Raw genomic sequence first — 24837 nt, 5'->3', positions numbered from 1 at the left:
CGCTTTACGTGTAACCAGACAAATAGAAGCGATTGTCAGGGTTTTCCGAATAGATTTTGGCGCCCCCATCCGACGTGGTCAGTCAGGCGGGCGTTTCCGCAAAAACGGTGCCGCGGGCCGTCAATGACGATGCCGAAACACGCGACAAGATGATGGCCGAGTAACGACATATATCGAGCTTACGCCTTGCGAGTCTCCCGTACGGATTTTTATTGACATCGATGTCATTATAACGCACCTGTGAGACAATTGCGGATATAACCGCAAAAAACCGTCACAGGAAACACCATGAAGCGCCGCGATCTGTTCACCTCTGCATTGGCCCTTGGGGCCGTCTCCCTTATGCCCAGTATAGCCAACGCCAAAAAAACCAAATTCGTCGAAGGCACCTTTCCCGAAGACTTCATCTGGGGCGCCGCCACGGCTGCCTACCAGGTTGAGGGCGCCTATCGTGAGGACGGCAAGGGGGAATCCATCTGGGACCGCTTTGTCCTGGCGCCGGGCAAGATCGTCAATGGCGATACCGGCAATGTGGCCTGCGACAGCTACCACAAGTATGCGGAAGACGTGGCCCTGCTCAAGGCCATGAACTTGAAATCCTACCGCTTCTCGACTGCCTGGACGCGCATCCAGGCCGATGGCACGGGCCCGGCCAATCCGAAGGGGCTAGACTACTATTCGCGCCTGACCGACAGCCTGCTGGAAGCCGGCATCCGCCCACTGCCGACGCTCTATCACTGGGACCTGCCGCAGGAACTGGAAGACCGCGGCGGCTGGCCCAACCGCGATACCGCGCAACGTTTCGCCGACTATGCCGAGATCATGGTCCGCGCGCTCGGCGACCGCATCACCAACTGGTCGCTGTTCAACGAATCCAAGGCCTTTACCCAGATCGGCTACTGGCAGGGCAACTGGGCACCAGGTCGCAAGGACCCGCTGGCCTTCTTCAAGGCGACGCACACGGTCAACCTGGCGCATGGCATGGGCTTCAAGGCCATGAAAGCCATCAATCCGAAGCTGCAGATCGGCTCGGTTTTCGATGTCTCGCCGCAAATCCCCTCAACCGACAGCGTGGCGGACAAGGCCGCCGCCGTCTTCATGGACAAGCTGTCGAACCTGTGGTTTGTCCAGACCGTCCTTAACGGCGCCTATCCGGAAGGGGTCCTGCCGGCGGACAGACAGAATGACATCCTCGGCTTCCTGCCGGGTGACGACAAACTGATGCAGGCCGATCTCGACTTCATCGGCATCAACTACTATTCGCGCACCCGCGCCTGGGACGCGAAGAAACCGTCCGGCATTCCGGGTTTCCTGCTGCCAGATACGGAATGGGCGTTCGGCGATCACGAAAAGACCGATTTCGGCTGGGATATCTATCCGCAAGGCTTCTACGACATCCTCAAACGCATGCAGGCGGTCACCGGCAACCGCCCGATCGAGATCACCGAAAACGGCGCAGCCTACAATATCGGGCCGGATGCCAGCGGCGTCATCCATGATGACAAGCGCATTGCCTATTACAAGGGCCATCTCGACGCTCTTTCGCGCGCCATCCATGACGGCGTGCCGGTACGCGGCTATCACGCCTGGAGCCTGATCGACAATTTCGAGTGGGCCTCCGGCTACAGCCAGCGTTTCGGCCTGACCTATGTCGACTTCAATAATGACCAAAAGCGCACGATCAAGGATTCCGGCCGCTGGTACGGACAGGTCGCCAAGGCCAACCGCACGCTCTGACGGTCGCACCCGACATGGCCGCGAGGCTGTGTAACCGGCCGCCTCTGTTGTTTCGCGCAGAGGCAGTCAATCTTCCTAAACTGGCTGTTTCGCTCAACCCGGAACATGTTTCGCCCCGTGACATCTCCCTGGTGTCACGGGGTCTTTTTATATCCGGCCTGTCAGAACGAGAATGATGACAATCACCGCTACCAGACCCAAACCGCCGCTGGGCCCATACCCCCAGCTGCGGCTGTGGTTCCACGATGGCAGGGCGCCGATCAGCAGCAGGAGCAGAACGACAATCAGTATGGTGCCAAGCATGACGAAAACTCCCTGATCCTGTGGCCAGGGCAAATCATAGGGAGGGGATCCGCAAGGATGATATATGTCAGGCTACAGCCGATAATAAACGAACGGCTATGCCGGCGGCGCTATGTCGACAAAGCTATTGGCCGTCAGTCGTCCCACAGCTGGATCAGCGCTCAGGTTCGCCCCCTCAAGCAGACCGGAATGGAGTACATGGCTACGGTAGAGGATCAACCGGTTGAACCTCAATTCGGCAAACTCGATCAGCTCGTAATTGGGAGTCTCGTCATTGACGTGCCGGTCGAGGCCTCCGCCAACGGCTTCGAGTTCAAGCGTGGCATGGCGAACATATTCCTCTCGCCGGCGCCCGTCGACGCCTTCGAAGCCCGTGGCCTTGTGACGGAAGAAAGCAGTTCCCTGTTTCTGGTTCGCGACCCGCGCCGAATCCTGGCCCTGGCAAAGATAATGCACCAGCGCGATACGGAAGGGATCGGGGGAATCATGATGCGGGACCTTCTGGATCGGCTCCAGTTCCTCCGGCCCCGCCGTCGCCAGTGCGAAAAAGCCGAAGAAGCGCTTTGGCTTGTCGAACGGCAAGCCGAAACCGCGCTGCAGAAGGGGCGTTACCGCATGCACCATGGCCTGACTGTACGCATCTGGCAGAGGCGCGTTCAACCCGGGATAGCGCGTGTGGGCCGGCGCAGTGAAATCAGCCGTCGCGGCCGCTTCGATAAGCACTTCCGGATTGGTAATAACGTCATCGATGATCAGCAACGGATGGCCTTCGCGGCCCACCCGCCGCATTTCCATGCGGGCTTTTTTATTGATATGAAGCGCGGGCATATCGGACATATGGCAGGTTTAGCTTACAGTCTGCCGTCGATCAAACCCCGTTGAGCTCGGCCACCACATCATAGGCGTCACCGCGATACCAGCTCTGGGTAAATTCGGCAGCGCGGTTATCGGCCAGGAAACCGCGACGCTCGATAAAAAGACCCGCATCGCCAGGACGGATACCCAGAATCTCCGCCTGATCGGCACTGAAGGATATGGCGCGCAGGCGCTGCAGGGCGCGCACGGGCCGGTGGCCGGTGGTTTCCAGCGCGGCATAAAGCGACTCGCCGACCGCATCGAGCGATGACAGGCAATAGCCCGGAATGGTCGAGGTCTCCAGCGCCATGGTCTGGCCATCGGCATAGCGCAGGCGCTGAAAGCGATAGACCAGGGTGCCGGGCGACAGCCCCAGCGACAGGGATTCCTCGGGCGTCACCGCGCCAGCGGATTTTGACAGCCATTCCGAATGCGGCACCCGGCCGCGCGAAATCATGTCTTCCGAAAAAGAAGACATCTTGGAAAAGCTTTTCTCGACCCGGCTGGCAACGAAGGTACCCGCCCCCCGGCGACGCGTGATCAGGCCTTCCTCCACCAGTCCATCTACCGCTTTGCGCACAGTCAGGCGCGATACGCCGAACTCTTCGGCCAGGTCACGTTCGGGCGGAATGGCGGCATCCGGGGTGAGGGTGCGGGACAGAATGGCGTCACGCAGCACCCTCTGGAGCTGCATGTAAAGCGGCGCCGGATCATCGCTGATCAGCCCACCGACGGTTTCTATAAATGACATATGCCCTCCCCGGCCCGTTCTGCAGGTCTGCCTTTGGTCCTTGTCGCACCCGTTACCAAAGCCTCTGGCTTCGGCAGACAGTTGTCCTTGCTAAAAGAACAGCGTTTCAACATTGCAATCTATGATATTGGTATTGTTACGTCAATCCAACTCTCTCATGTTCGCATGGCTTCTTGAAGGCGCTTCACTTACGCCACGGTTAAATTTATACATAAAAATTCAGCCAGATAGAATGAAAATGCGATTGCGTCTAAGAATTACACTGAGTGTGCCATGGTTACCAACCGTCCGAGACGAGTAATTGGTACTATTGTCCCGGCGCAAATTCCGCAAATAATTCAATTTAAAATAAGACTCAATGGGCTCACATTGGTTATACATTGGAGCGCAAATTAAGCTCGATAGGTGCTGCCAAAGAATTGACAAGCTTTCCCGGGTAAGCCAACCTGCGGTCATAACAGAGAGGGGACGTTTTCATGTCACGATTCATTCGCACCCATCGATTCTGCCTTGTCAGCGCTGCCCTCCTGACCGTTACACTGAGCGCTCCGGTCCAGGCGGCTCAACCCGCTGCCCCCCAGGCGGCGCTTGACCGTTTCGCCAGCGAAGCCGGTTACAGCATAACCTTCGTAAAAGGCGCGACCGAAGGCAGCTTCAATACTCGCCTCGACCTGACCCTGCCCAAAAGCGTGCCCGCCGCAAACTGGTCGGTTTATTTCGGTTCTGTCCATCCTCTCACCGTGGTGGGTGACAGTGTGTTCGACCTCATCCATGTCAATGGCGACAATTACAAGCTGACTCCGAAGCCCGGCGCCATTCTTAAGGCCGGCGAGACCTACGCCATCACCTTTGCGGGACACGAACCGACCGAATTCCAGGCCTTGCCCAACGCCTATGTCGTGGCTGAAGGCCTGAAGCCTGTCGTTATCGCCACCTCAAAAACCCGTTTCGACCCGGCCACGGGACTGGAATCCGAACCCTTCGTCACGCCGATCACCGATGAGGCCACCGTCAAGAAAGCCCCCACTGACGCCAATGAATGGCTGACGCCTGAGCGCGCCTTTGTGCAGAACGCTTCCCGCACCGTGGCCCAGGCAAAGCCCGATATCGTTATCCTGCCGACGCCGGTTTCAGCGAAGCATCTGAGCGGCCCGCCGCTGAACCTCGCCAAAGGCATAAATGTCAAACTTTCCGGCTTGTCCCTTGCCGATATCAAGGCCGCGCTCGATGAATCGCACCTTAAGCAGACTTCTGGCGGGCTTCCCGTCGAAATCACTATCGGCGCTGGCCAGACGACTGGTCAGACGACTGGTCAGACGACTGGCCAGACAACTGGCAAGCCGGAATCCTATCACCTGCTGGCGCAGGACGGCCGGATCGCCATCACCGCCGTCGATGCCGCCGGGGCCGCCTATGCCATTGCCAGCCTGTCCCAACAGGCCGCCTTCGAACATGACCGTCTGAAGCCGATCGAAATCAGCGACGCTCCGCGCTTCGGTTTCCGCGGCATGCACCTCGATCTGGCACGCAACTTCCATTCCAAGGCCTTCATTCTGCAGACCATCGACCAGATGGCCGAACTGAAGCTCAACCGCCTGCACCTGCATCTGGGTGATGACGAAGGCTGGCGGCTGGCCATCGCGCCCCTGCCGGAACTGACCGAAATCGGCAGCCATCGCTGCCATGATCTCAAGGAAGACCACTGCCTGATGCCGCAGCTCGGCGCCGGGCCGGAAGGCTCGAAGATCGTCGATGGCTATCTGACCAAGGCCGACTATATCGAGATTCTAAAAGCTGCACAGGCGCACCATATCGAGGTCATTCCGTCATTCGACATGCCGGGCCACTCCCGCGCCGCCGTCCGTTCGATGGAGGCGCGCTATCGCCGCCTGATGGCCGAGGGCAAACCCGATGCCGCCAATGAATTCCGCCTGCAGGACCCGGACGACACCACGGTCTATGACTCGATCCAGCACTATGACGATAACACGCTGAATGTCTGCATTCCCTCGACTTATCATTTTATCGAGACGGTGCTCGACGATATCCGGGACATGCATGCCGAGGCGGGCGTGCCGCTCAAGACCTATCATATCGGCGCCGACGAGACAGCGGGCGCCTGGACCAACTCCCCCGCCTGCCAGGCCCTGGTCAAGGAAAAGGGCCTCGATCCGGCGCACATGACGCCCTACTTCATCACCCAGGTGTCGCAGATACTGGGCCGCAAAGGCATAGAACCCGCCGGCTGGAGTGACGGCATGGGCCATGTCAAGCCCGAGGACATGCCGAAAACGGTGCAATCCAATGCCTGGGGCGGATTGTTCGGCGGCGGTGTGGCCGAAGCCTATCGCCACGCCAATCGCGGCTGGGACGTGGTGATGTCCACGCCGGACGTGCTCTATTTCGACATGCCCTGGGCGGTCGATCCGAAGGAACGCGGCGCGGACTGGGCGGCGCGCAGCGTCGACCTGTTCAAGGTCTTCGCCTTCATGCCGGAAAACCTGCCAGCCAATGCCAGCGTGATGACCGATATCCAGGCGCATGGCGAGACCATCGCCGACAGCGAGCCGCTGATCGAAGGCCGGAAGATCGCCGGCATGCAGGGTCAGTTGTGGAGCGAATCCGTACGCAGCGACGATATCGCCAGCTACATGATCTGGCCGCGCCTGTTAGCCCTCTCCGAACGTGCCTGGCATACAGGCGCCTGGGAACCGCCCTATGTTCCCGGCCGGTCCTACAGCTATGGCGACCGTCAGGTGGATGGCAAGGCGCTGCTGGCGGACTGGCAGAGCTTCACCGACCGCCTGACGCCGCGCCTCGCCGAGCTGGACCGCGATGGTGTCTTCTATCGCCTGCCGACACCAGGCGCGCGCGTGACCGGCGGAATCTTCGAAGCCAACCTGGCCTATGGCGGGCTGAAAATCCAATACCGGACCAAGGGTTCATCCTGGCGGACCTATGCCGGTGCCACGGCCGTCAAAGGCCCGGTCGAAGTGCGTTCTATCGCGCCGGACGGCAGACGCTACAGCCGAATTGTCACCGTGCAATAATTGCAGCATTAGTCTTATGGGGCTTGGGGCCTGTGGCCCCATAAACCTTGCCTTATTCCAAAGAAAAACCCGGCCCTTAAAGGACCGGGTTTTTCTTTGAGAAGAGAGAAGACTTGGGGCCACAGGCCCCAAACCCCGTAAGTTTACATCTGCATGGTCCAGTTTTCGACGCCCATAGCGGCCTGACGGACCGCTTCCGAACGCGTCGGGTGCGGGTGGCAGATGCGGGCCAGATCTTCCGAGGCGCCGGAGAAGGCCATCAGCACGCAGGCCTCGCCGATCATTTCGCCGACCTGCGGGCCCATCATGTGAACGCCGAGTACCTTGTCGGTCTTGGCATCGGCAATGAACTTCACGAAGCCATCGGTCTCGTGGTTGATCTTGGCGCGGCTGTTGGCGGTGAAGGGGAACTTGCCGGTCTTGTAAGCAACGCCCGACGCCTTGACCTGGTCTTCCGTCTGGCCGACCCAGGACACTTCCGGTGAGGTATAGACGACCGAAGGCACCAGGTTGTAATCGACGTGACCCGCCTTGCCGGCGATCAGTTCGATACAGGCCACGGCGTCTTCTTCCGCCTTGTGCGCCAGCATGGGCCCAAGGATAACATCGCCGATAGCCCAGACGCCCGGTGCGGAAGTCTTGAAGTGGTTGGTCGGGATGAAGCCGCGCTTGTCAGTTTCGACGCCGACCGTCTCCAGGCCCAGGCCTTGGGTGAACGGGCGCCGGCCGATGGCGACCAGCACCACGTCGGCATTCAGCTTTTCCTGAGCGCCACCGGCGGCGGGTTCCAGCGTCAGTTCCACGCCCTTGGCGCCGGTCTTGGCGGCCGTAACCTTGGTACCGAGCTTAAAGCTGAAGCCCTGCTTGGTCAGGGTCTTCTGGAAGGCGGTGGCGACTTCGGTATCCATGCCCGGCGTGATGCGGTCGAGGAACTCTACCACGGTCACCTGCGCGCCGAGGCGGCGCCAGACCGAACCCAGTTCCAGACCGATAATGCCGGCACCAACGACGACGAGCGACTTCGGCACGGCCGGCAGGCTGAGGGCGCCGGTGGAATCGACGATCTGCTTCTGGTCGACATCGACGCCCGGCAGCGGAGTCGGCTCGGAGCCGGTGGCAATGACGATGTTCTTGGTGGTCAGGTTCGAGGTCGTGCCGTCATTGCCGGTGACCACGACCTTGCCGGCCCCCGCGATCTTGCCGAAACCGGCATAGTAGGTGACCTTGTTCTTCTTCATCAGGAACTCGACACCCTTGGTCAGGGCGGTGACGCTGTCCTGCTTGGCCTTCATCATCTGAACCAGGTTGAGCTTGGGCGCCGGCACTTCGATACCGATGGTGCTGAATTCATGGCCGGCGGCTTCGAACAGTTCCGAGGCATGCAGCAAAGCCTTCGACGGCATACAGCCGACGTTCAGACAGGTGCCGCCCAGGGTGCCGCGCGATTCGACGATGGCGGCTTTCAGGCCCAGCTGGCCAGCGCGCACCGCCGCATTATAACCACCGGGACCACCACCGATGATCACCACGTCGAAATTGTCGTCAGCCATGCGAAAGCCCTCTCACACAAGGAAATATGTTGAGCGTTAGCTAGGAGCCTCGCCCCCCTGGGTCAAGTCAATTAAACAGGTACAGGGGACTTTTTTAGGCGAAAATCAGGAAAGGCCACCCGACAGCGCTGTCCGCCCCGCCCTGGGTATCGGCCGGAAGCGTGACATGTAGATGAAAAAGCCGAGCACCAGCGCCACAAGCGTCAGGGTGTAACGGGGATCCCAGCCGGACAGCACCGTGAAAAGCTTGTCGGCTATGCCCAGACTTTTATCGCCATTGGTGAGGTAGGTCAGGATCAGATCGGCGGCGAAACCCAGCATGTAGATGAAGGCGGCGCGGAAATTGCCGTTGGCGTGCAGGAAGGCCGCCAGCAAGTACAACGTGATCACCGCACCCCACAGCCAGACGACCGGCTTGTTGTCGGTGGCGATGGCGGTAACTGCCGTGTCGCCCTGGATGGAATCGGTGGAAGGCGTGGCCGTGGAACCGGTCATCGGCGAATCGAACCCGCCGGAATAATCAGTCGTATCCATCGAGCGCGCCGAGATGGTCGGGCCGTTATCGACCGCCGGAAACAGGAAAGCCTTGACGACCGGGAAGGCGATCCAGGCCACATAGGCCAGCACCACCAGAACGAGGAAGCCGCGCACATACTTCATCCTGTCACCTGCTCACTTGGGTTATGGTTAACCGGAGCTTAGCGTATGACGGAAGAATTGGCTACAGGGTTACTCGCCCCACAAATCCGTGACGTCGCCCTTACGGTTGAGCATATGGACGGCGCGCTTGATCACGGTCAGCACGTTTTCGATACGCGCGTCATTTTCATAGGTCAGGGCTGCCCGGTGCATACCGTCGAGCGCGAAACGCGCCAGATCGCGGCTGGCCTGGAAGCGGGCATCATTGCCGGCCATGATGAAGCCCGGTGTGGCGCGGCCCATGGCGGCATTATCGAAGGCTTCCTGAGCCGGCTTGATGGCCTTGGCGACATCATCATCCTGGCGGCCGGCGCGTTCCAGGGCGAGGAAGGCGGCGAAGGGCACGGAATCGAGCAGGCGCCAGTAGGCATCGATGGCGCCATCCAGCGCATCCTGCCCGGGTTTCAGTTTCTTGGCCTCGGCCTCGAAGGCCGCTTCGCGCGCGGTATGGATATGCCAGGCGGCGGCTTCAACCAAGGCTTCGCGGGTGGGGAAGTGATAGAGCATGGCGCCGCGGGTCAGGCCGCAGGCTTCGGCGATGGCGGCATTGCCAGCGCGATCATAACCCAGTTCGGCAAACAGCTTCATGGCGGTTTCCAGAATCTGGACGCGTGTGCGCCGCGACTTGGGCGTATCCTTGGCGCCCCCGTCTTTATCTCGCACCTGCGTTGCCTTTACTCTCTCAGCCATACTATCCTGTTCCGCCCCCGCCCCAGGCGCCTTTTTCAGTTATTCGTGCCCGAAGGGGGACTTGACTTTAAAAATAAAGGTTTTTGACCTTTACGCAAGCGGCAAAAGTGCAATTCTCCTTTTATTACCTTCGCAGGCGTCAAAATTGTGCGACGCACAAATCTGCGAAAACGGAGATTTCACGCCTGTCACACGTCAATCCGGACGGAGATCGGCTTTGCCCTTGCCAAATCCCCTGACAAACGGCATTGAAGGCACAAGCCCAACGATCTCAAGGACTGTGAATTGCGTATCTTGCTGGCAACCGATGCATGGGACCCCCAGGTCAACGGCGTGGTGACAACGCTTCGCCGCACCATCGAGGAATGTGAAAAGCTCGGCCACGAGTTTCACATCATCGATTACAACCAGTTCAAGACCGTTTCCTGGCCGGACTATCCGGAGGTCAAGCTGGCGCTCGGCTGCTATGAAGAAGTGCGCGAAATCATCCTCGATTACGAACCGGACGCCATCCATATCGCCACTGAAGGCTTTGTTGGCATGGCGGCGCGCCGCGTCTGCCAGGAATTCAAACTGCCCTTCACCACCAGCTATCACACCAAGTTCCCGGAGTATGTCTCGGCGCGCCTGCCGATTCCGTTGAGCGTCGGTTACGCCTTCATGCGCTGGTTCCACAAACCGTCCGGCCGGGTCATGGTGGCGACGCCCACCCTGCAAAAGGATCTGGAATCGCGCGGCTTCACCAATATTTCGCCCTGGACGCGCGGCGTCGATACCGAGACCTTCCACCCGGGCCTTGAGCCGATCAATGGCGACCTGCCTCGCCCGATCATGACCTATGTCGGCCGCATCGCCATCGAAAAGAACCTCGAAGCCTTCCTCAAGCTGGACCTGCCCGGCACCAAGGTGCTGGTGGGCAAGGGGCCACAGCTGGAAGAACTGAAGGCCAAATATCCGGATGCCGTCTTCCCCGGTCCGCAGTTCGGCGAAAACCTGGCGCGCTATTACTGCGACTCCGACGTCTTCGTCTTCCCGTCCCTGACCGACACCTTCGGTCTGGTCATTACCGAAGCCATGGCCGCCGGTACGCCGGTGGCCGCCTTTCCGGCGCATGGCCCAATCGATCTCATTCCCGGTTCCGGCGCGGGCGCGATCAATGACGATCTCAAGGTCGCCATTGAAGAGGCGCTGAAGATCGACCGCAAGGCTGTGCGCGCTTATGCCGAGAAGTTTTCGTGGCCGGAATGCGCCGCCGAGTTCATCCGCAATCTGGAGCCCTATCCGGAACCGGCCAAGACCAAGCTGTGGACCAAGCTGCGCCAGCTACCGCGCAAAATCCGCCGCAAGAAAAAGGAAGCCGCCTGATACAGATTACCGGCGGCGCGGGCGCACGGTCATACTTGCCAAAGAGCAATTATTGCCCTTTGGAGTTGCTTTCCCTCGACGTAACCACGGCATCCGCCGGGGCCTGAGGCGCGGTATCGGCGTCGGCGGCGCGTTTTTCGGCGCGGACCTTTTCCAGAATCTGTTTTGCCCTCGCAATCAGGCCCTTGTCATCCCTCGCCTCTGCATGCATCAGGTCGACCGAGGCCTTCATCAGCCGTATGGGGATGAAGTGATCGTTGTCTTCCGGGGCAAAGCCTTCCATCTCCAGCGCCCTGAGGATGGCGCGCTGCCGGTCGCCTTCCGCGCCGGGGGCACGACCATAGCTGAGGAAGAAGGAACGCAGCTTCTCGCGTGTCACCGGATCGAGGTCCGGACGATAGATTAGTACGTCTTCCGGCAGGGGTTCCGACGCCCAGATCACCTTCACCTTCGCGAAGTTCTCCGGCGCCATCTGTTTCAGCGCCTGCAGGTCATCGCTGTCGATGGCCGCCGCGCTCAGCTTGCCGGAGATCACCCCGGCGATATTTTCCGCAGCCGGTTCGCGCGTCACCGTCTTGAAGCAGGTATTCAGCTCCACGGATTTCGGATGGAAGAGGTAATAGAGCGGCGCCTGGCCGGCAGCGGCATCGCGCGTCTCTCCCAGCCCCAGGGTCAGACGCCTGTTGCATTTCAACAGTTCTTCCACGCGCAGCTTAGAACTGGAAGGGATAATAATCAGACTCTGGTAAGGCGTCAGGCCGTCCGCCTCGGCGAACACCTCGCCATGTTTGCGTGCGACCAGTTCGGCGCCAGTCAGGTTCGGGAACCAGCCGGCCTGCGCCTTGCGCGTCTGGAAGGCGATCACCTGGGCCTCATAATTGACGGCCGGCACGATCTTGACCTCTATGCCGGTCTGTTTCTGCAGGTCGGTCAGCAGGGGTGTCCACAGGGCCTGGGTTCTGGCATTGTCGGCGGACAGGACGGAGAAGGCGATTTCGCGGCGCGCATTGATACCATTGCCCAGGCGCTCGCAGGCAGACAGGCTTAAACCGGCCAACACAGCCACCATCAGGCCCAGGGCGGCATTCCGCGAAAAGGCACTGCTCGTTATCAATTCATCGTCCCCATGGTTTCCGCCAGCCCGAATGATATGGGGGATTTGAAGGTGCTGGCAACCGCTTCACTCGCGTCTGCGAAAAATTTTACGAGCCGTGGCGGCATTATCCCTTTACATGCGCAACTATTTCACTATTTTACGCGCCAATTTCCGGCGGACCCCGAGTTCAAATGGTCCTGCCTCATTGTCTTCACAAAAGGAGCGTATCCTTGAAGGCCATGAGGCTCAGGCATCGCTGCTAACGCCGGTCTGGGTTTAACGAACTTTAGGGTGCACTGTGGTGGATAACTACCAGTCAGCCCTGGACCTGGTCCGCAAGCAGCCTCCGGAACGCCCCGTCGCCCTCGTGCGACGTGCGCCCGTCACAGTTGCCGCGCAATGGTTTCAGGCTAATTTCAAAGGCGATGTCTTCTATGCCGTGAAGGCCAATCCTTCCCCGTGGGTGCTGGAAACCCTGTGGGCGGCTGGCGTGCGGTCCTTCGACGTGGCTTCGATTCAGGAAGTCGAACTGGTCCGTTCGACCCTGCCGGCGGCGCGTCTGGCTTTCATGCACCCGGTCAAGAGCCGCGTGTCGATCGCCCGCGCCTATTTCGATTTCGGCGTCCGCACCTTCTCGCTCGATACGCATGAGGAACTGGCCAAGATCCTGGAGGCGACGGGCCACGCGAAGGATCTGAACCTGGTCGTGCGCCTCGCCACCTCCGGTGAAGGCTCGAACCTGCCACTGACCAACAAGTTCGGCGCCCAGACGCATGAAGCCCCCAACCTGCTGCTGGCCGTGCGCCAGGCCACACAGGACATGATGGGGATTTCCTTCCACGTCGGTTCGCAGTGCATGCGCCCCACCGCCTATGCCGCAGCCATGGCTTCGGCCTCGCGCTCACTGGTGCGCGCCGGCGTCTTCGCCGATATCGTCGATGTCGGTGGCGGCTTTCCGTCGGTCTATCCGGGCATGATCCCGCCGGCGCTCAGCGAATACATGGACACCATCGACCGCGCCTTCAACGAAATGAAGGTGCACGAAACCACCCAGCTGTGGGCCGAACCCGGCCGCGCCCTGGTGGCGGAATCAACCTCGGTGCTGACCAAGGTGGAACTGCGCAAGGGCGACGCCCTGTATCTGAATGATGGCTCCTACGGCAATCTGTTCGATGCCACCCACGCCAAATGGCCCTTCCCCGTGCGCCTGCATCGTCAGGACGAGGCCGAAAGCGATACCCTGAAGCCGTTCCGCTTCTACGGCCCGACCTGCGACTCCATCGATTCCATGCCCGGCCCCTTCTGGCTGCCAGCTGATGTCGATGAAGGCGATTATGTCGAGATCGGCATGCTGGGCGCCTACGGCGTGGCCATGGGTACGCGCTTCAATGGTTACGGCGAAACGGACACCGTCTTCCTCGACGACGCACCAATGGCCTCGCTATTCGGCCTCGGCCCGCGCAGCCTGACCAATCCGCGCGGCTTTATCGAGGCCGACGACAACAAGGTCGTCCGCCTCAACCGTCCTAAGGGCGGCAAGCGCGGCAAGAAGCGCATCAAGGCCAAGGCTTGATCCATTCCTACGAACCATCAAAGGGTCATGGCCTGCGTCATGACCCTTTCAATGCTATTGTCGGGCCGCGCCCGATCGGTTGGATTTCGACGGTGAATGGGCAAGGCCAGCGTAACCTGGCGCCCTACAGCTTCTTCAACGCCTTCAACTATACGCCGCCAATCATCGGCTTTTCCTCGACCAGCCTGAAGGACACGGCGCGCAATATCGCGGAGACCGGCGAGTTCGTGTGGAACCTGGCCACGCGCCCCCTGGCAGAGGCGATGAATGCCTCCTGCGCCGCCGTGCCGCCGGACGTCGATGAGTTCGATCTGGCGGGACTGGAAACGGTCGCATCGCATCTGGTCAACCCGCCGCGCGTCGCCCTGAGCCCGGTAGCTTTCGAATGCCGCCTGACCCAGCAGTTTCCGCTGCTGGATGCCAAAGGTTCAGCCACCGAAGCCGTCATGACCTTCGGCGAAGTGGTCTGTGTCCATATCGATGACCGGCTGATCGAAGATGGCGTTTACCAGACGATTGCCGCCGCACCTCTGCTGCGCGGCGGCGGTCCGGGTGACTATTTCACGATTTCCGAAGACGCCCGCTTCGTCATGCTGCGCCCGCGCTAACCTATTTGTCGGTCCAGTTCTGCGGTGACAGGCCAACGGCATAACCCCTGTCAAAGACCTTGTTCATGCTGGCCGTATCAAAAGCCAGCATGCCGCCATCGACAAAATCGTCAGGCATGGCCGTCACCGACATGCTCAGGTCATTGCGTTCCGAAAAGGCCCTGAGCGCTACCAAGGTAACACGCGCCTGCGCCTTGGTGATGGTTTCCAGGCTGCGGGCGGCAATGGTAACGGCGTTGTTCTTGGTCACCGCATAGGCCGGATTGATCTTGCCATTGACCAGCACATAGACATGGCCGCCGTGGCGCAGATCGGCCGGCACGGTCCAGTCGAGCATCGATTCCGGCAGAATAAAGAAGGGCAGGGTGACGCTGCCGTCGACGTGCATTTCCTGCAGCGGATGGCCTTTCGGGCCCATGGCGTCGGGGTTCTGGTCGCCGACCGTATCGGTCTCGATCATCACCGGCGCGAAGGCGCCCGGCACACTGGCCGAGGCGACCAGCACCTTGCAGAACAACTCACGCGCCGCCGCCCGCTTGTAAGGGTGGGTCTGCGCCTCAAGAGCGATGGCGCCGAGATCCCAGACCACGCCTTCCTGGCTGTCGAGATTGGTGGTGGCGACGAACAGCCGGCGGCCTTTCAGGTGTTCACGGGCGATGGCAGTCAGGAGATCGTCATCGATATAACGCGCCACCAGGTCGCGCAGTTGCCCGGCCTGAAAAATACCCGGCGTGAAAGCGGCGTAGAGGCCGCGCTTCTGGGTCAGCTTGGCAGCGGCGCCACTGGTATAGGCATCGCGCAACCGGGCGTCATAGTCCGGGCCCAGAAAAGCGAAGGGCGCGATCAGGGCGCCGGTCGAGACCCCGGTGACGACATTGAATTGCGGACGATCGCCGCGCTTCGTCCATCCCAAAAGCACGCCGGCACCGAAAGCGCCATCGGCGCCGCCGCCGGAAAGCGCCAGTATCTGGTAAGGGCCGGTGGTTGGGTTCTTGGCCGCCGAGGCGCGCAGATCCTTTTCCAGTCGGCCAGCCAGTGTCGGATCATCGGCATTGAAGCGGGCATTGGGAAATTCCGGCACGGTCGCCGCCGCGGCCTCATTGAGCACGGTAGCGTCACGCGGCACGGTCAGACAGCCGCTGAGCGACAGCATCACGCAGGCAGTCAGCACAAGACGGAACATCAGGAATGACATGAAGGCCTCTTTACGCATGATCTTACCATAGCCGAGGTAAACAAAAAGCCGCCCCGAAAGGAGCGGCTTCTTATTTTGTCGCTCAAGCGCCGCGAGGCTCCTCGCAAAAGCTCGGGCGGGCGCTTGCCCTTGCCAAACCGCAAGCGGTTTGGACAAACACCTTATCCTAGACGTCGAGGATAAAGCGCTGCGGATCTTCCAGACCTTCCTTGATGCGAACCAAGAAGGTGACCGCTTCCTTGCCATCGACGATACGGTGATCGTAGGACAGCGCCAGGTACATCATCGGACGGGCGACAATCTGGCCATTCACCACCATCGGGCGCTGCACGATGTTGTGCATGCCCAGAATGCCGACCTGCGGCATGTTGAGGATCGGGGTCGACATCAGCGAACCGTAGATGCCACCATTGGTGATGGTGAAGGTGCCGCCTTGCAGCTGGTCGATCGACAGCGAGCCATCACGCGCCTGCTTGCCGAGGGCGGCGATGCCCTTTTCGATGCCGGCGAGCGACAGGGTGTCGACATCGCGCAGGACCGGAACGACCAGGCCCTTTTCGGTGCCGACGGCGATGCCGAGGTCGTAGTGGTTCTTGTAGATGATGTCGGTGCCGTCGATCTCGGCGTTGACAGCCGGGATATCCTTAAGCGCCGCGACAACGGCCTTGGCGAAGAACGACATGAAGCCGAGCTTGACGCCGTGACGCTTTTCAAAGGCGTCCTTGTAGGTGTTGCGCAGGGCCATGACCGTGGTCATGTCGACCTCGTTGAAGGTCGTCAGCTGGGCAGCCGTCGATTGCGACTCCTTCAGGCGACGAGCGATGGTCTGGCGCAGGCGGGTCATCTTGACGCGCTCTTCACGCGGGCCAATGGTACGCGGCGCGGCAGGCGCTGCGGCGGCAGCTACCGGAACCGGGGCCGAAGCAGCCGGAGCCGGCGTCGAAAGGGCAGCGAGCGCGTCGCCCTTGGTGATGCGGCCGTCCTTGCCGGTGCCGGCAACACCATTCGGATCGAGGCCGGTTTCCGAAACGATGCGCTGGACGGCAGGCGACAGCGGCTTATCTGTGGAAGGCGATGCGGCGGCCGGTGCTGCAGCGGGGGCAGCGGCAGCCGCAGGCGCGGCGACCGCAGCCTTGCCGTCGGTAGAGATGCGGGCGATGGTCTGGCCCGGCGTCACGGTGGCGCCGTTCGCGGCAACGATCTCGACCAGCACGCCATCGGACGGGGCGGAGACTTCAACCGCGACCTTGTCGGTCTCGATCTCGACCAGGACTTCGTCCTTCTTCACGGCATCACCGGCCTTCTTCGACCAGGTGCTGATCGTGCCTTCAGCGACCGATTCACCCATGACCGGCGTCTTGACGTCGATGAGGGCAGCGCCGGAAGCGGCGGGCGCCGCAGCGACCGGAGCCGGGGCAGCAGCGGCGGCAGGCTTGGCAGCCGGAGCAGCCACAGCGGCGCCAGCACCACCAACGGTGCCGAGTACGATACCCGGCGTGACGGTTTCGCCTTCGCCGACGAGGATTTGCAGAACGCCATCCGAAGGCGAGGCGACTTCGAGCGAAACCTTGTCAGTTTCCAGCTCGACGAGGATTTCGTCCTTCTTGACGGTTTCGCCGGACTTCTTGGTCCACTTGGCGATGGTGGCTTCGGTTACGGATTCTCCCAGAACGGGAACGAGGATGTCAGCCATAGGTCAGGCTCCAATTTTGAAATTTTGTGTGCTGTTCAGCGAATGGATGTGTGAAACGTTGAGGAAACCTCCGCCCTTAGGCGAAGGCTTCGTTCAAGAATGTTTCGAGTTCTTTGAGGTGGCGGCTCATCGTGCCGGCAGCGGTCGAAGCCGAAGCCGGACGGCCGACGTAACGGGCGCGCTTGGCCTTGATGTTCAGGCGGGCAAGCGTCAGTTCGACCCATGGTTCGACAAATGTCCAGCCACCCATGTTCTTCGGCTCTTCCTGACACCAGACCAGTTCGGCATTCTTGAAGCGGCCCAGCTCGGTCATCAGCGACTTCATCGGCCACGGATAGAACTGCTCAAGGCGCATCAGGTAGACATCCTTGATCTGCTTCTTTTCGCGGTCTTCGAGCAGGTCGTAATAAACCTTGCCGGAGCACAGCACCACGCGGCGGATCTTGTCATCCGCAGCGATCTTGATGCCGGAAACTTCGGGACGGCGCTCGGCATCATCGTGCAGCACGCGGTGGAAGGATGAACCTTCAGCGATTTCCGACAGCGAGGAGACGGCCTTCTTGTGACGCAACAGCGACTTCGGCGTCATCAGGATCAGCGGCTTGCGGAACGGCCGGTGGATCTGGCGGCGCAGGATGTGGAAGTAGTTCGACGGCGTCGTGCAGTTGGCGACCTGCATATTGTCTTCGGCGCACATTTGCAGGAAGCGCTCCAGACGGGCCGAGGAGTGCTCGGGGCCTTGGCCTTCGTAGCCGTGCGGCAGCAGCATGACGAGACCCGACATACGCAGCCACTTGCGCTCACCCGACGAGATGAACTGGTCGATGATGACCTGGGCGCCGTTGACGAAGTCACCGAACTGGCCTTCCCACAGGGTCAGGGTGTTCGGATCGGCCAGCGAGTAACCGTATTCGTAACCCAGCACCGCCTCTTCCGAGAGGGCCGAATCGATACCTTCATAGAGGGCCTGGCCGTCGCGGATGTGGTTGAACGGGAAGTAGCGGTTTTCCGTGCGCTGGTCGACAAAGGCCGAGTGGCGCTGCGAGAAGGTGCCGCGGATCGAGTCCTGACCCGACAGGCGGACCGGGAAGCCTTCATCGAGCAATGAGGTGAAGGCCAGCGACTCGGCGGTAGCCCAGTCAAGGTTCTCGCCGGTCTCGATCATCTGGCGGCGCGCTTCCATGACGCGGCGCAGGGTTTTGTGCGCGTCGACATCGTTCGGGATCGTGGTGATCTTGGTGCCGAACTCGACAAGCTTGGCGCGCGGCACCGAAGTGCTGCCCCGGCGCTCGTCTTCTTCCGGCAGGCCGAGGCCCGACCACTTGCCGTCCAGCCAGTCGGCCTTGGTGGCCTTGTAGGTCTTGCCGGCTTCGAATTCGGCATCGAGGAAGCTGTCGAACTCGGCGATGAAACCATCGACCTCGGCTTGCGTCAGCACACCCTCGGCGATCAGGCGCGAGCCGTACAGCTCACGCGTGGACGGATGGTCCTTGATCTTGGCGTACATCAGCGGCTGGGTGAATGTGGGATCGTCGCCTTCGTTGTGACCGAAGCGGCGATAGCAGAACATGTCGATGACCACGTCCTTGGCGAACTTCTGGCGGAACTCGGTCGCCATCTTGGCCGCGAAAACCACGGCTTCCGGATCGTCACCGTTACAGTGCAGGATCGGCGCCTGGGCCATCAGGGCGACATCGGACGGATAAGGCGACGAACGCGAATAGCGCGGTGCTGTCGTGAAGCCGATCTGATTGTTGATGACGAAGTGCAGCGTGCCGCCCGTCTTGTAACCCTTCAGGTCCATCAGCGCCAGGCATTCCATGCCGACGCCCTGACCGGCGAAGGCCGCGTCACCGTGGATCAGCAGGCCCATGGCCATGCCACGGTTCGGGCCTTTTTCGGAGGCCAGGCTCGCCGCGTCGGTCTGGCCTTGCAGGTGGAAGGCCTGCTTGGCGCGCGTCTTGCCGAGCACGACCGGGTTGACGATTTCAAGGTGCGACGGGTTGGCGGTCAGCGACAGGTGAACCGTGTTGCCATCGAACTCGCGGTCCGAGGAAGCGCCCATGTGGTACTTGACGTCCGAGGAGCCTTCGATATCCGCCGGCAGCGAGGTGCCGCCCTGGAACTCGTGGAACATGGCGCGATAGGTCTTGCCCATCACGGCGGTCAGGGTGTTCAGGCGGCCGCGGTGGGCCATGCCGAAGATGATGTCCTTCACGCCAAGCGCGCCACCGCGCTTGATGATCTGCTCCAGCGCCGGAATCATGGCTTCACCGCCATCGAGACCGAAGCGCTTGGTGCCGGGGAAACGGCGATGACAGAAACGCTCAAAGCCCTCGGCCTCGATCAGCTTCTTCAGGATAGCGACCTTGCCTTCCTTGGTGAAGGAGATTTCCTTGTCACGGCCTTCGATGCGCTCCTGCACCCAAGCCTTTTCGGCCGGATCGGCGATGTGCATGTACTGGACGCCGACATTACCGCAATAGGTGCGGCGCACGATGGCGATAATTTCGCGAAGGGTCGCCGATTCCAGGCCCAGCACGCCATCGATGAAGATGCTGCGGTCCATGTCGGCGTCGCTGAAGCCCCAGTAGTTGGGGTGCAGTTCCGGGTTGTCGCCCTTGGGCTCCAGGCCCAGCGGATCGAGGTTCGATTGCAGGTGGCCGCGAATACGGTAGGCGCGGATCAGCATCAGGGCGCGGATCGAATCGCGCGAGGCGGCCTGCAGGTCGGCCGGCGAGACGCCCGGCGTCTTGGCGGCAATGGCTTTTTCGACCTTGGCCTGCACGGCGGGCCACACGCCATCCATCGCCGACATGAGTTCGTCGCGCGGGGCATTGACCGGGTTCGCCCAGCCACCGACATTGGCGTTGGCGGCGACATTTTCCGGCCGGTCCATGAGGGAATCGAAGAAGGCGCGCCATTCGGGAGATACCGAATTCGGGTCCTGCGCCCAGCGTTCCTGTATCATTTCGATGAAGATCGCGTTTGTGCCGTAGAGGAACGAGGTCTCGGCAAAGACCTGATTAAGCCGACTGGAATCGTCTGCCATTGTGCTTCCTGTTCAGACGGCCAATTACGACACCGCCTGCCTTTCGAAATATGCTTGTTGTCCAACCACCCTTAGGGCTTGAGGACGGGGTGGACCCTGGCCAATAACGACACCACGATCCGGCTGTTGGCGCTGCACGGCGGACCGTACAGCAATAACCCTATTACACGAAATTATGCCCCAGGGCCATAAGGCTCTGGGGCATAAATCAGACTATTTAAAGACCCTTTAAGACGCTCAGCAGAGTTTCGCCGAGAGCCGCCGGGGATGGGGCCACCTTGATACCGGCAGCTTCCATAGCGGCGATCTTGTCTTCCGCGCCGCCCTTGCCACCGGAGATGATGGCGCCGGCGTGGCCCATGCGACGGCCCGGAGGCGCCGTGCGGCCAGCGATGAAGCCGGCCATGGGTTTCTTGCGGCCGCGCTTGGCCTCGTCACGCAGGAACTGCGCGGCTTCTTCTTCAGCCGAACCGCCGATTTCGCCGATCATGATAATCGACTTGGTGGCTTCGTCGGCCAGGAACATTTCCAGGACGTCGATGAACTCGGTGCCCTTGACCGGGTCGCCGCCGATGCCGACAGCGGTGGTCTGGCCGAGGCCGGCGTTCGTGGTCTGGAACACGGCTTCATAGGTCAGGGTGCCGGAGCGCGAGACAACGCCGACCGAACCGGCCGAAAAGATGTTGCCCGGCATGATGCCGATCTTGCACTGGTTCGGGGTCAGAACGCCGGGGCAGTTCGGGCCGATCAGGCGCGACTTGGAGCCTTGCAGCGCCTTCTTGACCTTGACCATGTCCAGCACCGGAATGCCTTCGGTGATGCAGACGATCAGTTCCATCTCCGCTTCGATCGCTTCGAGGATCGAGTCAGCGGCGAAGGGGGGCGGCACGTAGATGGCGGTGGCGGTGGCGCCGGTGCGATCCTTGGCTTCGGCGACGGTGTCGAAGACCGGCAGACCGATATGGGTCTGGCCGCCCTTGCCCGGCGTGACGCCACCCATGACCTGGGTGCCGTAAGCGATGGCCTGTTCGGAGTGGAAGGTGCCTTGCGCGCCGGTGAAGCCCTGCGTGATGACCTTGGTGTTTTTATCGATAAGAACGGACATTGCTACTTAACCCTTCACAGCCTTGACGATCTTGGCGGCCGCATCGGCCAGATCGTTGGCGGCGATGACATTGAGGCCGCTCTCGTTGATGATCTTCTTGCCGAGTTCGACATTGGTGCCTTCGAGGCGAACCACGAGCGGCACCTTGAGGCCGACTTCCTTGACAGCGGCGATGACGCCCTGCGCGATGATATCGCACTTCATGATGCCGCCGAAGATGTTGACCAGGATGCCCTTCACCTTCGGATCGGAGGTGATGATCTTGAAGGCCGCGGTGACCTTTTCAGTGGTCGCGCCGCCGCCGACATCGAGGAAGTTGGCAGGCTCGGAACCGTAGAGCTTGATGATGTCGAGCGTGGCCATGGCCAGGCCGGCGCCGTTGACCATGCAGCCGATTTCACCGTCGAGGGCGATGTAGCTGAGGTCGAACTTCGAGGCTTCGATTTCCTTCTGGTCCTCTTCCGTTTCATCGCGCAGGGCGAAGATGTCCGGATGGCGGAACAGGGCGTTGGAGTCGAACGACACCTTGGCGTCGAGCACGATCAGCTTTTCGTCACCCGTGATGATCAGCGGGTTGATTTCCAGCATGTCCATGTCCTTGGCGTTGAACGCCGCGTACAGTTGCTGGAGGAGCTTCGCGCCCTGCTTGGCGACGTCGCCCTTCAGGCCCAGCGCCTTGGCCAGCGCGCGGGTGTGGGTCGGCCACACGCCGGTGGCGGGATCGATGGTGAAGGTGTGGATCTTGTCGGGCGTGTTGTGCGCCACGTCTTCGATGTCCATGCCGCCTTCGGTCGAAGCGACGACCGAGACCTTGGAAGAGACGCGGTCGACGAGGAGCGACAGGTACAGTTCCTTGGCGATATCGGCGCCTTCTTCGATGTACAGGCGATTGACCTGCTTGCCGGCCGGGCCGGTCTGGTGGGTCACCAGGACGCGACCCAGCATTTCATCTGCGTTTTGTTTGACGTCTTCAGGGGTCTTGACGACGCGGACGCCGCCCTTGGCGTCGGCGCCCAGGCCTTCGAACTTGCCCTTGCCGCGGCCACCCGCGTGAATTTGCGACTTGACGACGAAAACCTTGGAGCCGGCCTCGCTGGCCAGGTCCTTGGCGGCCTTCAGGGCCTCATCGGGGGAGAAAACGGCGAATCCGCGCGGAACGGCAACGCCGAACTCTTTGAGGACGGCCTTAGCTTGATGCTCGTGAATGTTCATGAAACCGGTCTTTAATGTTGCTGATACAGCAAAAACATGCAGGGCGGGTCATTGCGCCCGTCCTTTGAACGGGGGGCTTTATAAAGAGGCGCGCGCTTGTGTGCAACCGCTCACACACACAAATTTGAGCATTGGTGTTATTTTGGCGATCAGGATTTTGCCTGTGGCGATAAGAATGTTAGCGCTATCACATACGTCATAACGAAGACAGCGCTGTCAGGGAATTCATGCCGCACCCGCACAATCGATTGAATAGTCAGACAATTATGACAAGGCAAACACAGCAAGCCAACAATGAGCCTTGCGAAATCAGCCGAAAAACATCGTGTACATCAGCCGGCCGGGGAAAAAGGTGAAAAGCCCGGCGACCAGAAGCGCCCCGGCATAGAGACGGATGGCGATGCCGGAATGGCGCTTCACATTATGTTTCCGCGCCGCATAGACCAGCATCGGCGCCGCAATCAGGGTGACGATCGAGAACAGGTGGATGAAGCTGAACTGGCCGTGATTGATGATCTTGATCCACAGACTGGAGATCGCCACCGTCACCATGAAGATCACCCAGGTCCAGCCGAGAATACGGTGCATCATCGTGCCCTTGGGGCCGAAAATCTGGATGGCGCCGACCACGAAGGCCGCCACCGCCGCCAGCAGATGGATCTGGATGACAAGGCTCTGCTGACTGATCAGGGAGAGGGTGGGCCAGTGTGGATGGGTGAAATAGCTGAGAAACGGCATGTCAGGGAACTTCCAAATGGGTGCGATATAACCCATAAGAACCCATCTGCTCCGGGATGCCTGTCTGTATGCGTGAATCGCCTGACCAAATTCGTGAAATGACGCCCCGCGCCACTGACGCTTCGTCAGTGACAGGGCTGATCAGGACTATTGTCGGCCCCGACTGGCTGCGCACCTATGGCATTGCGGCCGGCATGGCGGCGCTGCTGTCCTTTACCGCCGCCAACAATACCGGCCCGTTGCCCCTGCCCGCGCGCCTGCTCTACTGGCTAGTGCTGATGTTTGGCGGCACATTGATCGCCCAGATCACCGGGCGGCTGCTCGATCGCTTCACCAATCTCGGCCTGTGGCAGACCATCACCGCCATGATGCTGATGATCACTCCGGCGATCTCCGTTTTTGCCTGGCTGGTGACAGCGGCGGTCAACCGCCAGCCGCCGCAAGCCGCAAACCTGCCGGTCTATGTGCCGCCGGTGCTGGTGATCTCGCTGGCCATGGCCACCCTGCATGTCATGGTCCGGCGCGAACCGGTCCAAAGCCATGCCTTCGCGCCCGATGTGAAGACCGAACCCGGCGCGACCTTCCGCGAGCGCCTGCCGTTCAAATTCCGCCATGCCGATATCCACGCGCTGGAGGCCGAGGACCACTATCTGCGCGTCCATACCTCGACGGGCGACACCCTGATCCTTATGCGCCTTTACGATGCCATCCGCGAACTCGACGGCATCGAGGGCTCGCAGACCCATCGCTCCTGGTGGGTGGCTAAGGACGCTGTCACCGATATTCGCCGCGCCGATGGCCGGGTCATACTGGCGCTGAAAGGCGATTTCAGCGCACCCGTCAGCCGCAGCTATCAGAAGGCACTGAAACAGGACGGCTGGCTTTAAAAACAGGCCTAGTTGGTTTCGGTGTGATCGACCGAAAACCCGTCCAGCTTACCTTCTGCAATGTGAAGATTGAGGCGTCCGTCTGCATCGTACTTGACGCCCTTCTGAACACGAACAGTATAGTATCTGTAGGCCATGAAATTGCCGGCCCGCTTCGAAGGCTCGCCCAGCTTTTGAATAAGGCTGTCCTGATCCATACCTATCGTCATCCCATTATCCAAGGTGACCACCCATGTTGAACGGTCAATAGACGGACATCTATCCGTATCGGGCGTCGCCTTAATCGCAATGAGCGTCAATCCATTAATGTATTCGCCGCCGCCAAGCTCACTTGACGTCAACCATAACCGCTCAGATGTTCCATTGCCTTTTAAGGTATAGCAAAGGTACCTCAATGCGTCTCCAGCATCTCCCTGTTGCATGACACTTCCCGAGCCAATCGCTCGGGACACATCCGTCAATTTCGTGTCGCCCAATAAAATAGAAATTACACCCATGCGGGCGCCGACTGGACCCAGTTCATCGCGCGAAGTGCTTATTGAACCGATCTCTGTATAAAATTCAAGTGGCGTAACAGCCTCGGAAGGAAGTTCACCACCCGCAAGAAGCAAGCTGAGCCAAAACACATTTATCATGATGCCCCCCTTAGACGGAGGGTAACATTTTGGTTCCTGTTAG

20 protein-coding genes are annotated in these 24837 nt (G+C 60.5%); 6 read left to right on the top strand and 14 right to left on the bottom strand.

Annotated elements, in window-relative coordinates; translation table 11 throughout:
- Positions 1-288: 288 nt before the first annotated feature.
- Positions 289-1737 (top strand): GH1 family beta-glucosidase, encoded by a 1449-nt coding sequence (locus tag QM647_RS05270; protein WP_414994424.1) that lies wholly within the window; start codon positions 289-291, stop codon positions 1735-1737.
- A 147-nt stretch (positions 1738-1884) separates the two neighbouring features.
- On the opposite strand, the gene QM647_RS05265 is transcribed toward QM647_RS05270, so the two are convergent.
- The 3 genes from QM647_RS05265 to QM647_RS05255 all read right to left on the bottom strand — a co-directional run bounded on the left by QM647_RS05265 (position 1885) and on the right by QM647_RS05255 (position 3646).
- Positions 1885-2040, bottom strand: coding sequence for a DUF3309 domain-containing protein (locus QM647_RS05265; RefSeq protein ID WP_414994423.1), 156 nt, complete (start codon positions 2038-2040; stop codon positions 1885-1887).
- A gap of 96 nt (positions 2041-2136) precedes the next feature.
- Positions 2137-2877, bottom strand: coding sequence for a DUF6445 family protein (locus tag QM647_RS05260; RefSeq protein ID WP_414994422.1), 741 nt, complete (start codon positions 2875-2877; stop codon positions 2137-2139).
- A 31-nt stretch (positions 2878-2908) separates the two neighbouring features.
- On the bottom strand, positions 2909-3646 hold the full coding sequence (locus QM647_RS05255; protein WP_414994421.1) for a GntR family transcriptional regulator: 738 nt from the start codon (positions 3644-3646) through the stop codon (positions 2909-2911).
- 476 nt (positions 3647-4122) lie between these two features.
- Between QM647_RS05255 and QM647_RS05250 the strand changes: the two genes are divergently transcribed.
- Positions 4123-6696, top strand: coding sequence for a family 20 glycosylhydrolase (locus QM647_RS05250; RefSeq protein ID WP_414994420.1), 2574 nt, complete (start codon positions 4123-4125; stop codon positions 6694-6696).
- 143 nt (positions 6697-6839) lie between these two features.
- On the opposite strand, the gene lpdA is transcribed toward QM647_RS05250, so the two are convergent.
- The 3 genes from lpdA to QM647_RS05235 form a co-directional block, all read right to left on the bottom strand.
- Entirely contained in the window at positions 6840-8246 is a 1407-nt protein-coding gene (gene lpdA, locus QM647_RS05245; RefSeq protein ID WP_414994419.1) for a dihydrolipoyl dehydrogenase, read from the bottom strand.
- Positions 8247-8351: 105 nt separating this feature from the next.
- Complete coding sequence (locus QM647_RS05240; protein WP_414994418.1) at positions 8352-8906, bottom strand: hypothetical protein; 555 nt, start codon at positions 8904-8906, stop codon at positions 8352-8354.
- A 69-nt stretch (positions 8907-8975) separates the two neighbouring features.
- Positions 8976-9635 (bottom strand): TetR/AcrR family transcriptional regulator, encoded by a 660-nt coding sequence (locus tag QM647_RS05235; RefSeq protein WP_414994417.1) that lies wholly within the window; start codon positions 9633-9635, stop codon positions 8976-8978.
- Between the two features lie 285 nt (positions 9636-9920).
- On the opposite strand from QM647_RS05235, the gene QM647_RS05230 reads away from it, so the two are divergent.
- Positions 9921-11000 carry a glycosyltransferase family 4 protein gene (locus QM647_RS05230; protein WP_414994416.1) on the top strand — a complete coding sequence of 360 codons (1080 nt, stop codon included), beginning with the start codon at positions 9921-9923 and terminating at the stop codon, positions 10998-11000.
- A 49-nt stretch (positions 11001-11049) separates the two neighbouring features.
- Here QM647_RS05230 and phnD read toward each other — a convergent pair whose 3' ends face one another.
- Positions 11050-12114, bottom strand: a complete 1065-nt coding sequence (phnD, locus tag QM647_RS05225) for a phosphate/phosphite/phosphonate ABC transporter substrate-binding protein (RefSeq protein ID WP_414994415.1) — start codon at positions 12112-12114, stop codon at positions 11050-11052.
- Positions 12115-12397: 283 nt separating this feature from the next.
- Here phnD and QM647_RS05220 point away from each other — a divergent pair, with 283 nt between their 5' ends.
- Positions 12398-13669, top strand: a complete 1272-nt coding sequence (locus QM647_RS05220) for a type III PLP-dependent enzyme (protein WP_414994414.1) — start codon at positions 12398-12400, stop codon at positions 13667-13669.
- Positions 13666-14277 carry a flavin reductase family protein gene (locus QM647_RS05215; protein WP_414994413.1) on the top strand — a complete coding sequence of 204 codons (612 nt, stop codon included), beginning with the start codon at positions 13666-13668 and terminating at the stop codon, positions 14275-14277. The genes QM647_RS05220 and QM647_RS05215 overlap by 4 nt, the downstream gene beginning before the upstream one ends.
- Position 14278: 1 nt before the next feature.
- On the opposite strand, the gene QM647_RS05210 is transcribed toward QM647_RS05215, so the two are convergent.
- The 6 genes from QM647_RS05210 to QM647_RS05185 form a co-directional block, all read right to left on the bottom strand.
- A complete protein-coding gene (locus QM647_RS05210; RefSeq protein WP_414994412.1) occupies positions 14279-15472 on the bottom strand; it encodes a patatin-like phospholipase family protein in 1194 nt (397 codons plus the stop codon).
- Between the two features lie 166 nt (positions 15473-15638).
- Entirely contained in the window at positions 15639-17165 is a 1527-nt protein-coding gene (gene odhB / locus QM647_RS05205; protein WP_414994411.1) for a 2-oxoglutarate dehydrogenase complex dihydrolipoyllysine-residue succinyltransferase, read from the bottom strand.
- A 76-nt stretch (positions 17166-17241) separates the two neighbouring features.
- Positions 17242-20217, bottom strand: a complete 2976-nt coding sequence (locus QM647_RS05200) for a 2-oxoglutarate dehydrogenase E1 component (protein ID WP_414994410.1) — start codon at positions 20215-20217, stop codon at positions 17242-17244.
- A 217-nt stretch (positions 20218-20434) separates the two neighbouring features.
- Positions 20435-21322, bottom strand: coding sequence for a succinate--CoA ligase subunit alpha (gene sucD / locus QM647_RS05195; protein ID WP_090647070.1), 888 nt, complete (start codon positions 21320-21322; stop codon positions 20435-20437).
- Positions 21323-21328: 6 nt separating this feature from the next.
- Positions 21329-22534: an ADP-forming succinate--CoA ligase subunit beta gene (sucC, locus tag QM647_RS05190; protein WP_414994409.1), complete on the bottom strand. Its 1206-nt coding sequence runs from the start codon at positions 22532-22534 to the stop codon at positions 21329-21331.
- Between the two features lie 309 nt (positions 22535-22843).
- On the bottom strand, positions 22844-23272 hold the full coding sequence (locus QM647_RS05185; protein WP_414994408.1) for a DUF2306 domain-containing protein: 429 nt from the start codon (positions 23270-23272) through the stop codon (positions 22844-22846).
- A gap of 68 nt (positions 23273-23340) precedes the next feature.
- Between QM647_RS05185 and QM647_RS05180 the strand changes: the two genes are divergently transcribed.
- The gene (locus QM647_RS05180) at positions 23341-24159 is read left to right on the top strand and encodes a LytTR family DNA-binding domain-containing protein (RefSeq protein ID WP_414994407.1); all 819 of its coding nucleotides are present in this window, start codon (positions 23341-23343) and stop codon (positions 24157-24159) included.
- 8 nt (positions 24160-24167) lie between these two features.
- Here QM647_RS05180 and QM647_RS05175 read toward each other — a convergent pair whose 3' ends face one another.
- Positions 24168-24794 carry a hypothetical protein gene (locus tag QM647_RS05175; RefSeq protein ID WP_414994406.1) on the bottom strand — a complete coding sequence of 209 codons (627 nt, stop codon included), beginning with the start codon at positions 24792-24794 and terminating at the stop codon, positions 24168-24170.
- Between the last annotated feature and the right edge of the window lie 43 nt (positions 24795-24837).

The sequence above is a fragment of the Asticcacaulis sp. genome, assembly GCF_047605585.1.
In the GTDB taxonomy this organism is placed as follows: Bacteria; Pseudomonadota; Alphaproteobacteria; order Caulobacterales; family Caulobacteraceae; genus Asticcacaulis.
This window is presented reverse-complemented; position numbering and strand designations above follow the sequence as displayed.

Coding starts and splice junctions, on each gene's coding strand:
- QM647_RS05270 (WP_414994424.1), top strand. CDS start 289: ATGAAGCGCCGCGATCTGTTCACCTCTGCATTGGCCCTTGGGGCCGTC.
- QM647_RS05265 (WP_414994423.1), bottom strand. CDS start 2,040: ATGCTTGGCACCATACTGATTGTCGTTCTGCTCCTGCTGCTGATCGGC.
- QM647_RS05260 (WP_414994422.1), bottom strand. CDS start 2,877: ATGTCCGATATGCCCGCGCTTCATATCAATAAAAAAGCCCGCATGGAA.
- QM647_RS05255 (WP_414994421.1), bottom strand. CDS start 3,646: ATGTCATTTATAGAAACCGTCGGTGGGCTGATCAGCGATGATCCGGCG.
- QM647_RS05250 (WP_414994420.1), top strand. CDS start 4,123: ATGTCACGATTCATTCGCACCCATCGATTCTGCCTTGTCAGCGCTGCC.
- lpdA (WP_414994419.1), bottom strand. CDS start 8,246: ATGGCTGACGACAATTTCGACGTGGTGATCATCGGTGGTGGTCCCGGT.
- QM647_RS05240 (WP_414994418.1), bottom strand. CDS start 8,906: ATGAAGTATGTGCGCGGCTTCCTCGTTCTGGTGGTGCTGGCCTATGTG.
- QM647_RS05235 (WP_414994417.1), bottom strand. CDS start 9,635: ATGGCTGAGAGAGTAAAGGCAACGCAGGTGCGAGATAAAGACGGGGGC.
- QM647_RS05210 (WP_414994412.1), bottom strand. CDS start 15,472: ATGTCATTCCTGATGTTCCGTCTTGTGCTGACTGCCTGCGTGATGCTG.
- odhB (WP_414994411.1), bottom strand. CDS start 17,165: ATGGCTGACATCCTCGTTCCCGTTCTGGGAGAATCCGTAACCGAAGCC.
- QM647_RS05200 (WP_414994410.1), bottom strand. CDS start 20,217: ATGGCAGACGATTCCAGTCGGCTTAATCAGGTCTTTGCCGAGACCTCG.
- sucD (WP_090647070.1), bottom strand. CDS start 21,322: ATGTCCGTTCTTATCGATAAAAACACCAAGGTCATCACGCAGGGCTTC.
- sucC (WP_414994409.1), bottom strand. CDS start 22,534: ATGAACATTCACGAGCATCAAGCTAAGGCCGTCCTCAAAGAGTTCGGC.
- QM647_RS05185 (WP_414994408.1), bottom strand. CDS start 23,272: ATGCCGTTTCTCAGCTATTTCACCCATCCACACTGGCCCACCCTCTCC.
- QM647_RS05180 (WP_414994407.1), top strand. CDS start 23,341: ATGCGTGAATCGCCTGACCAAATTCGTGAAATGACGCCCCGCGCCACT.
- QM647_RS05175 (WP_414994406.1), bottom strand. CDS start 24,794: ATGATAAATGTGTTTTGGCTCAGCTTGCTTCTTGCGGGTGGTGAACTT.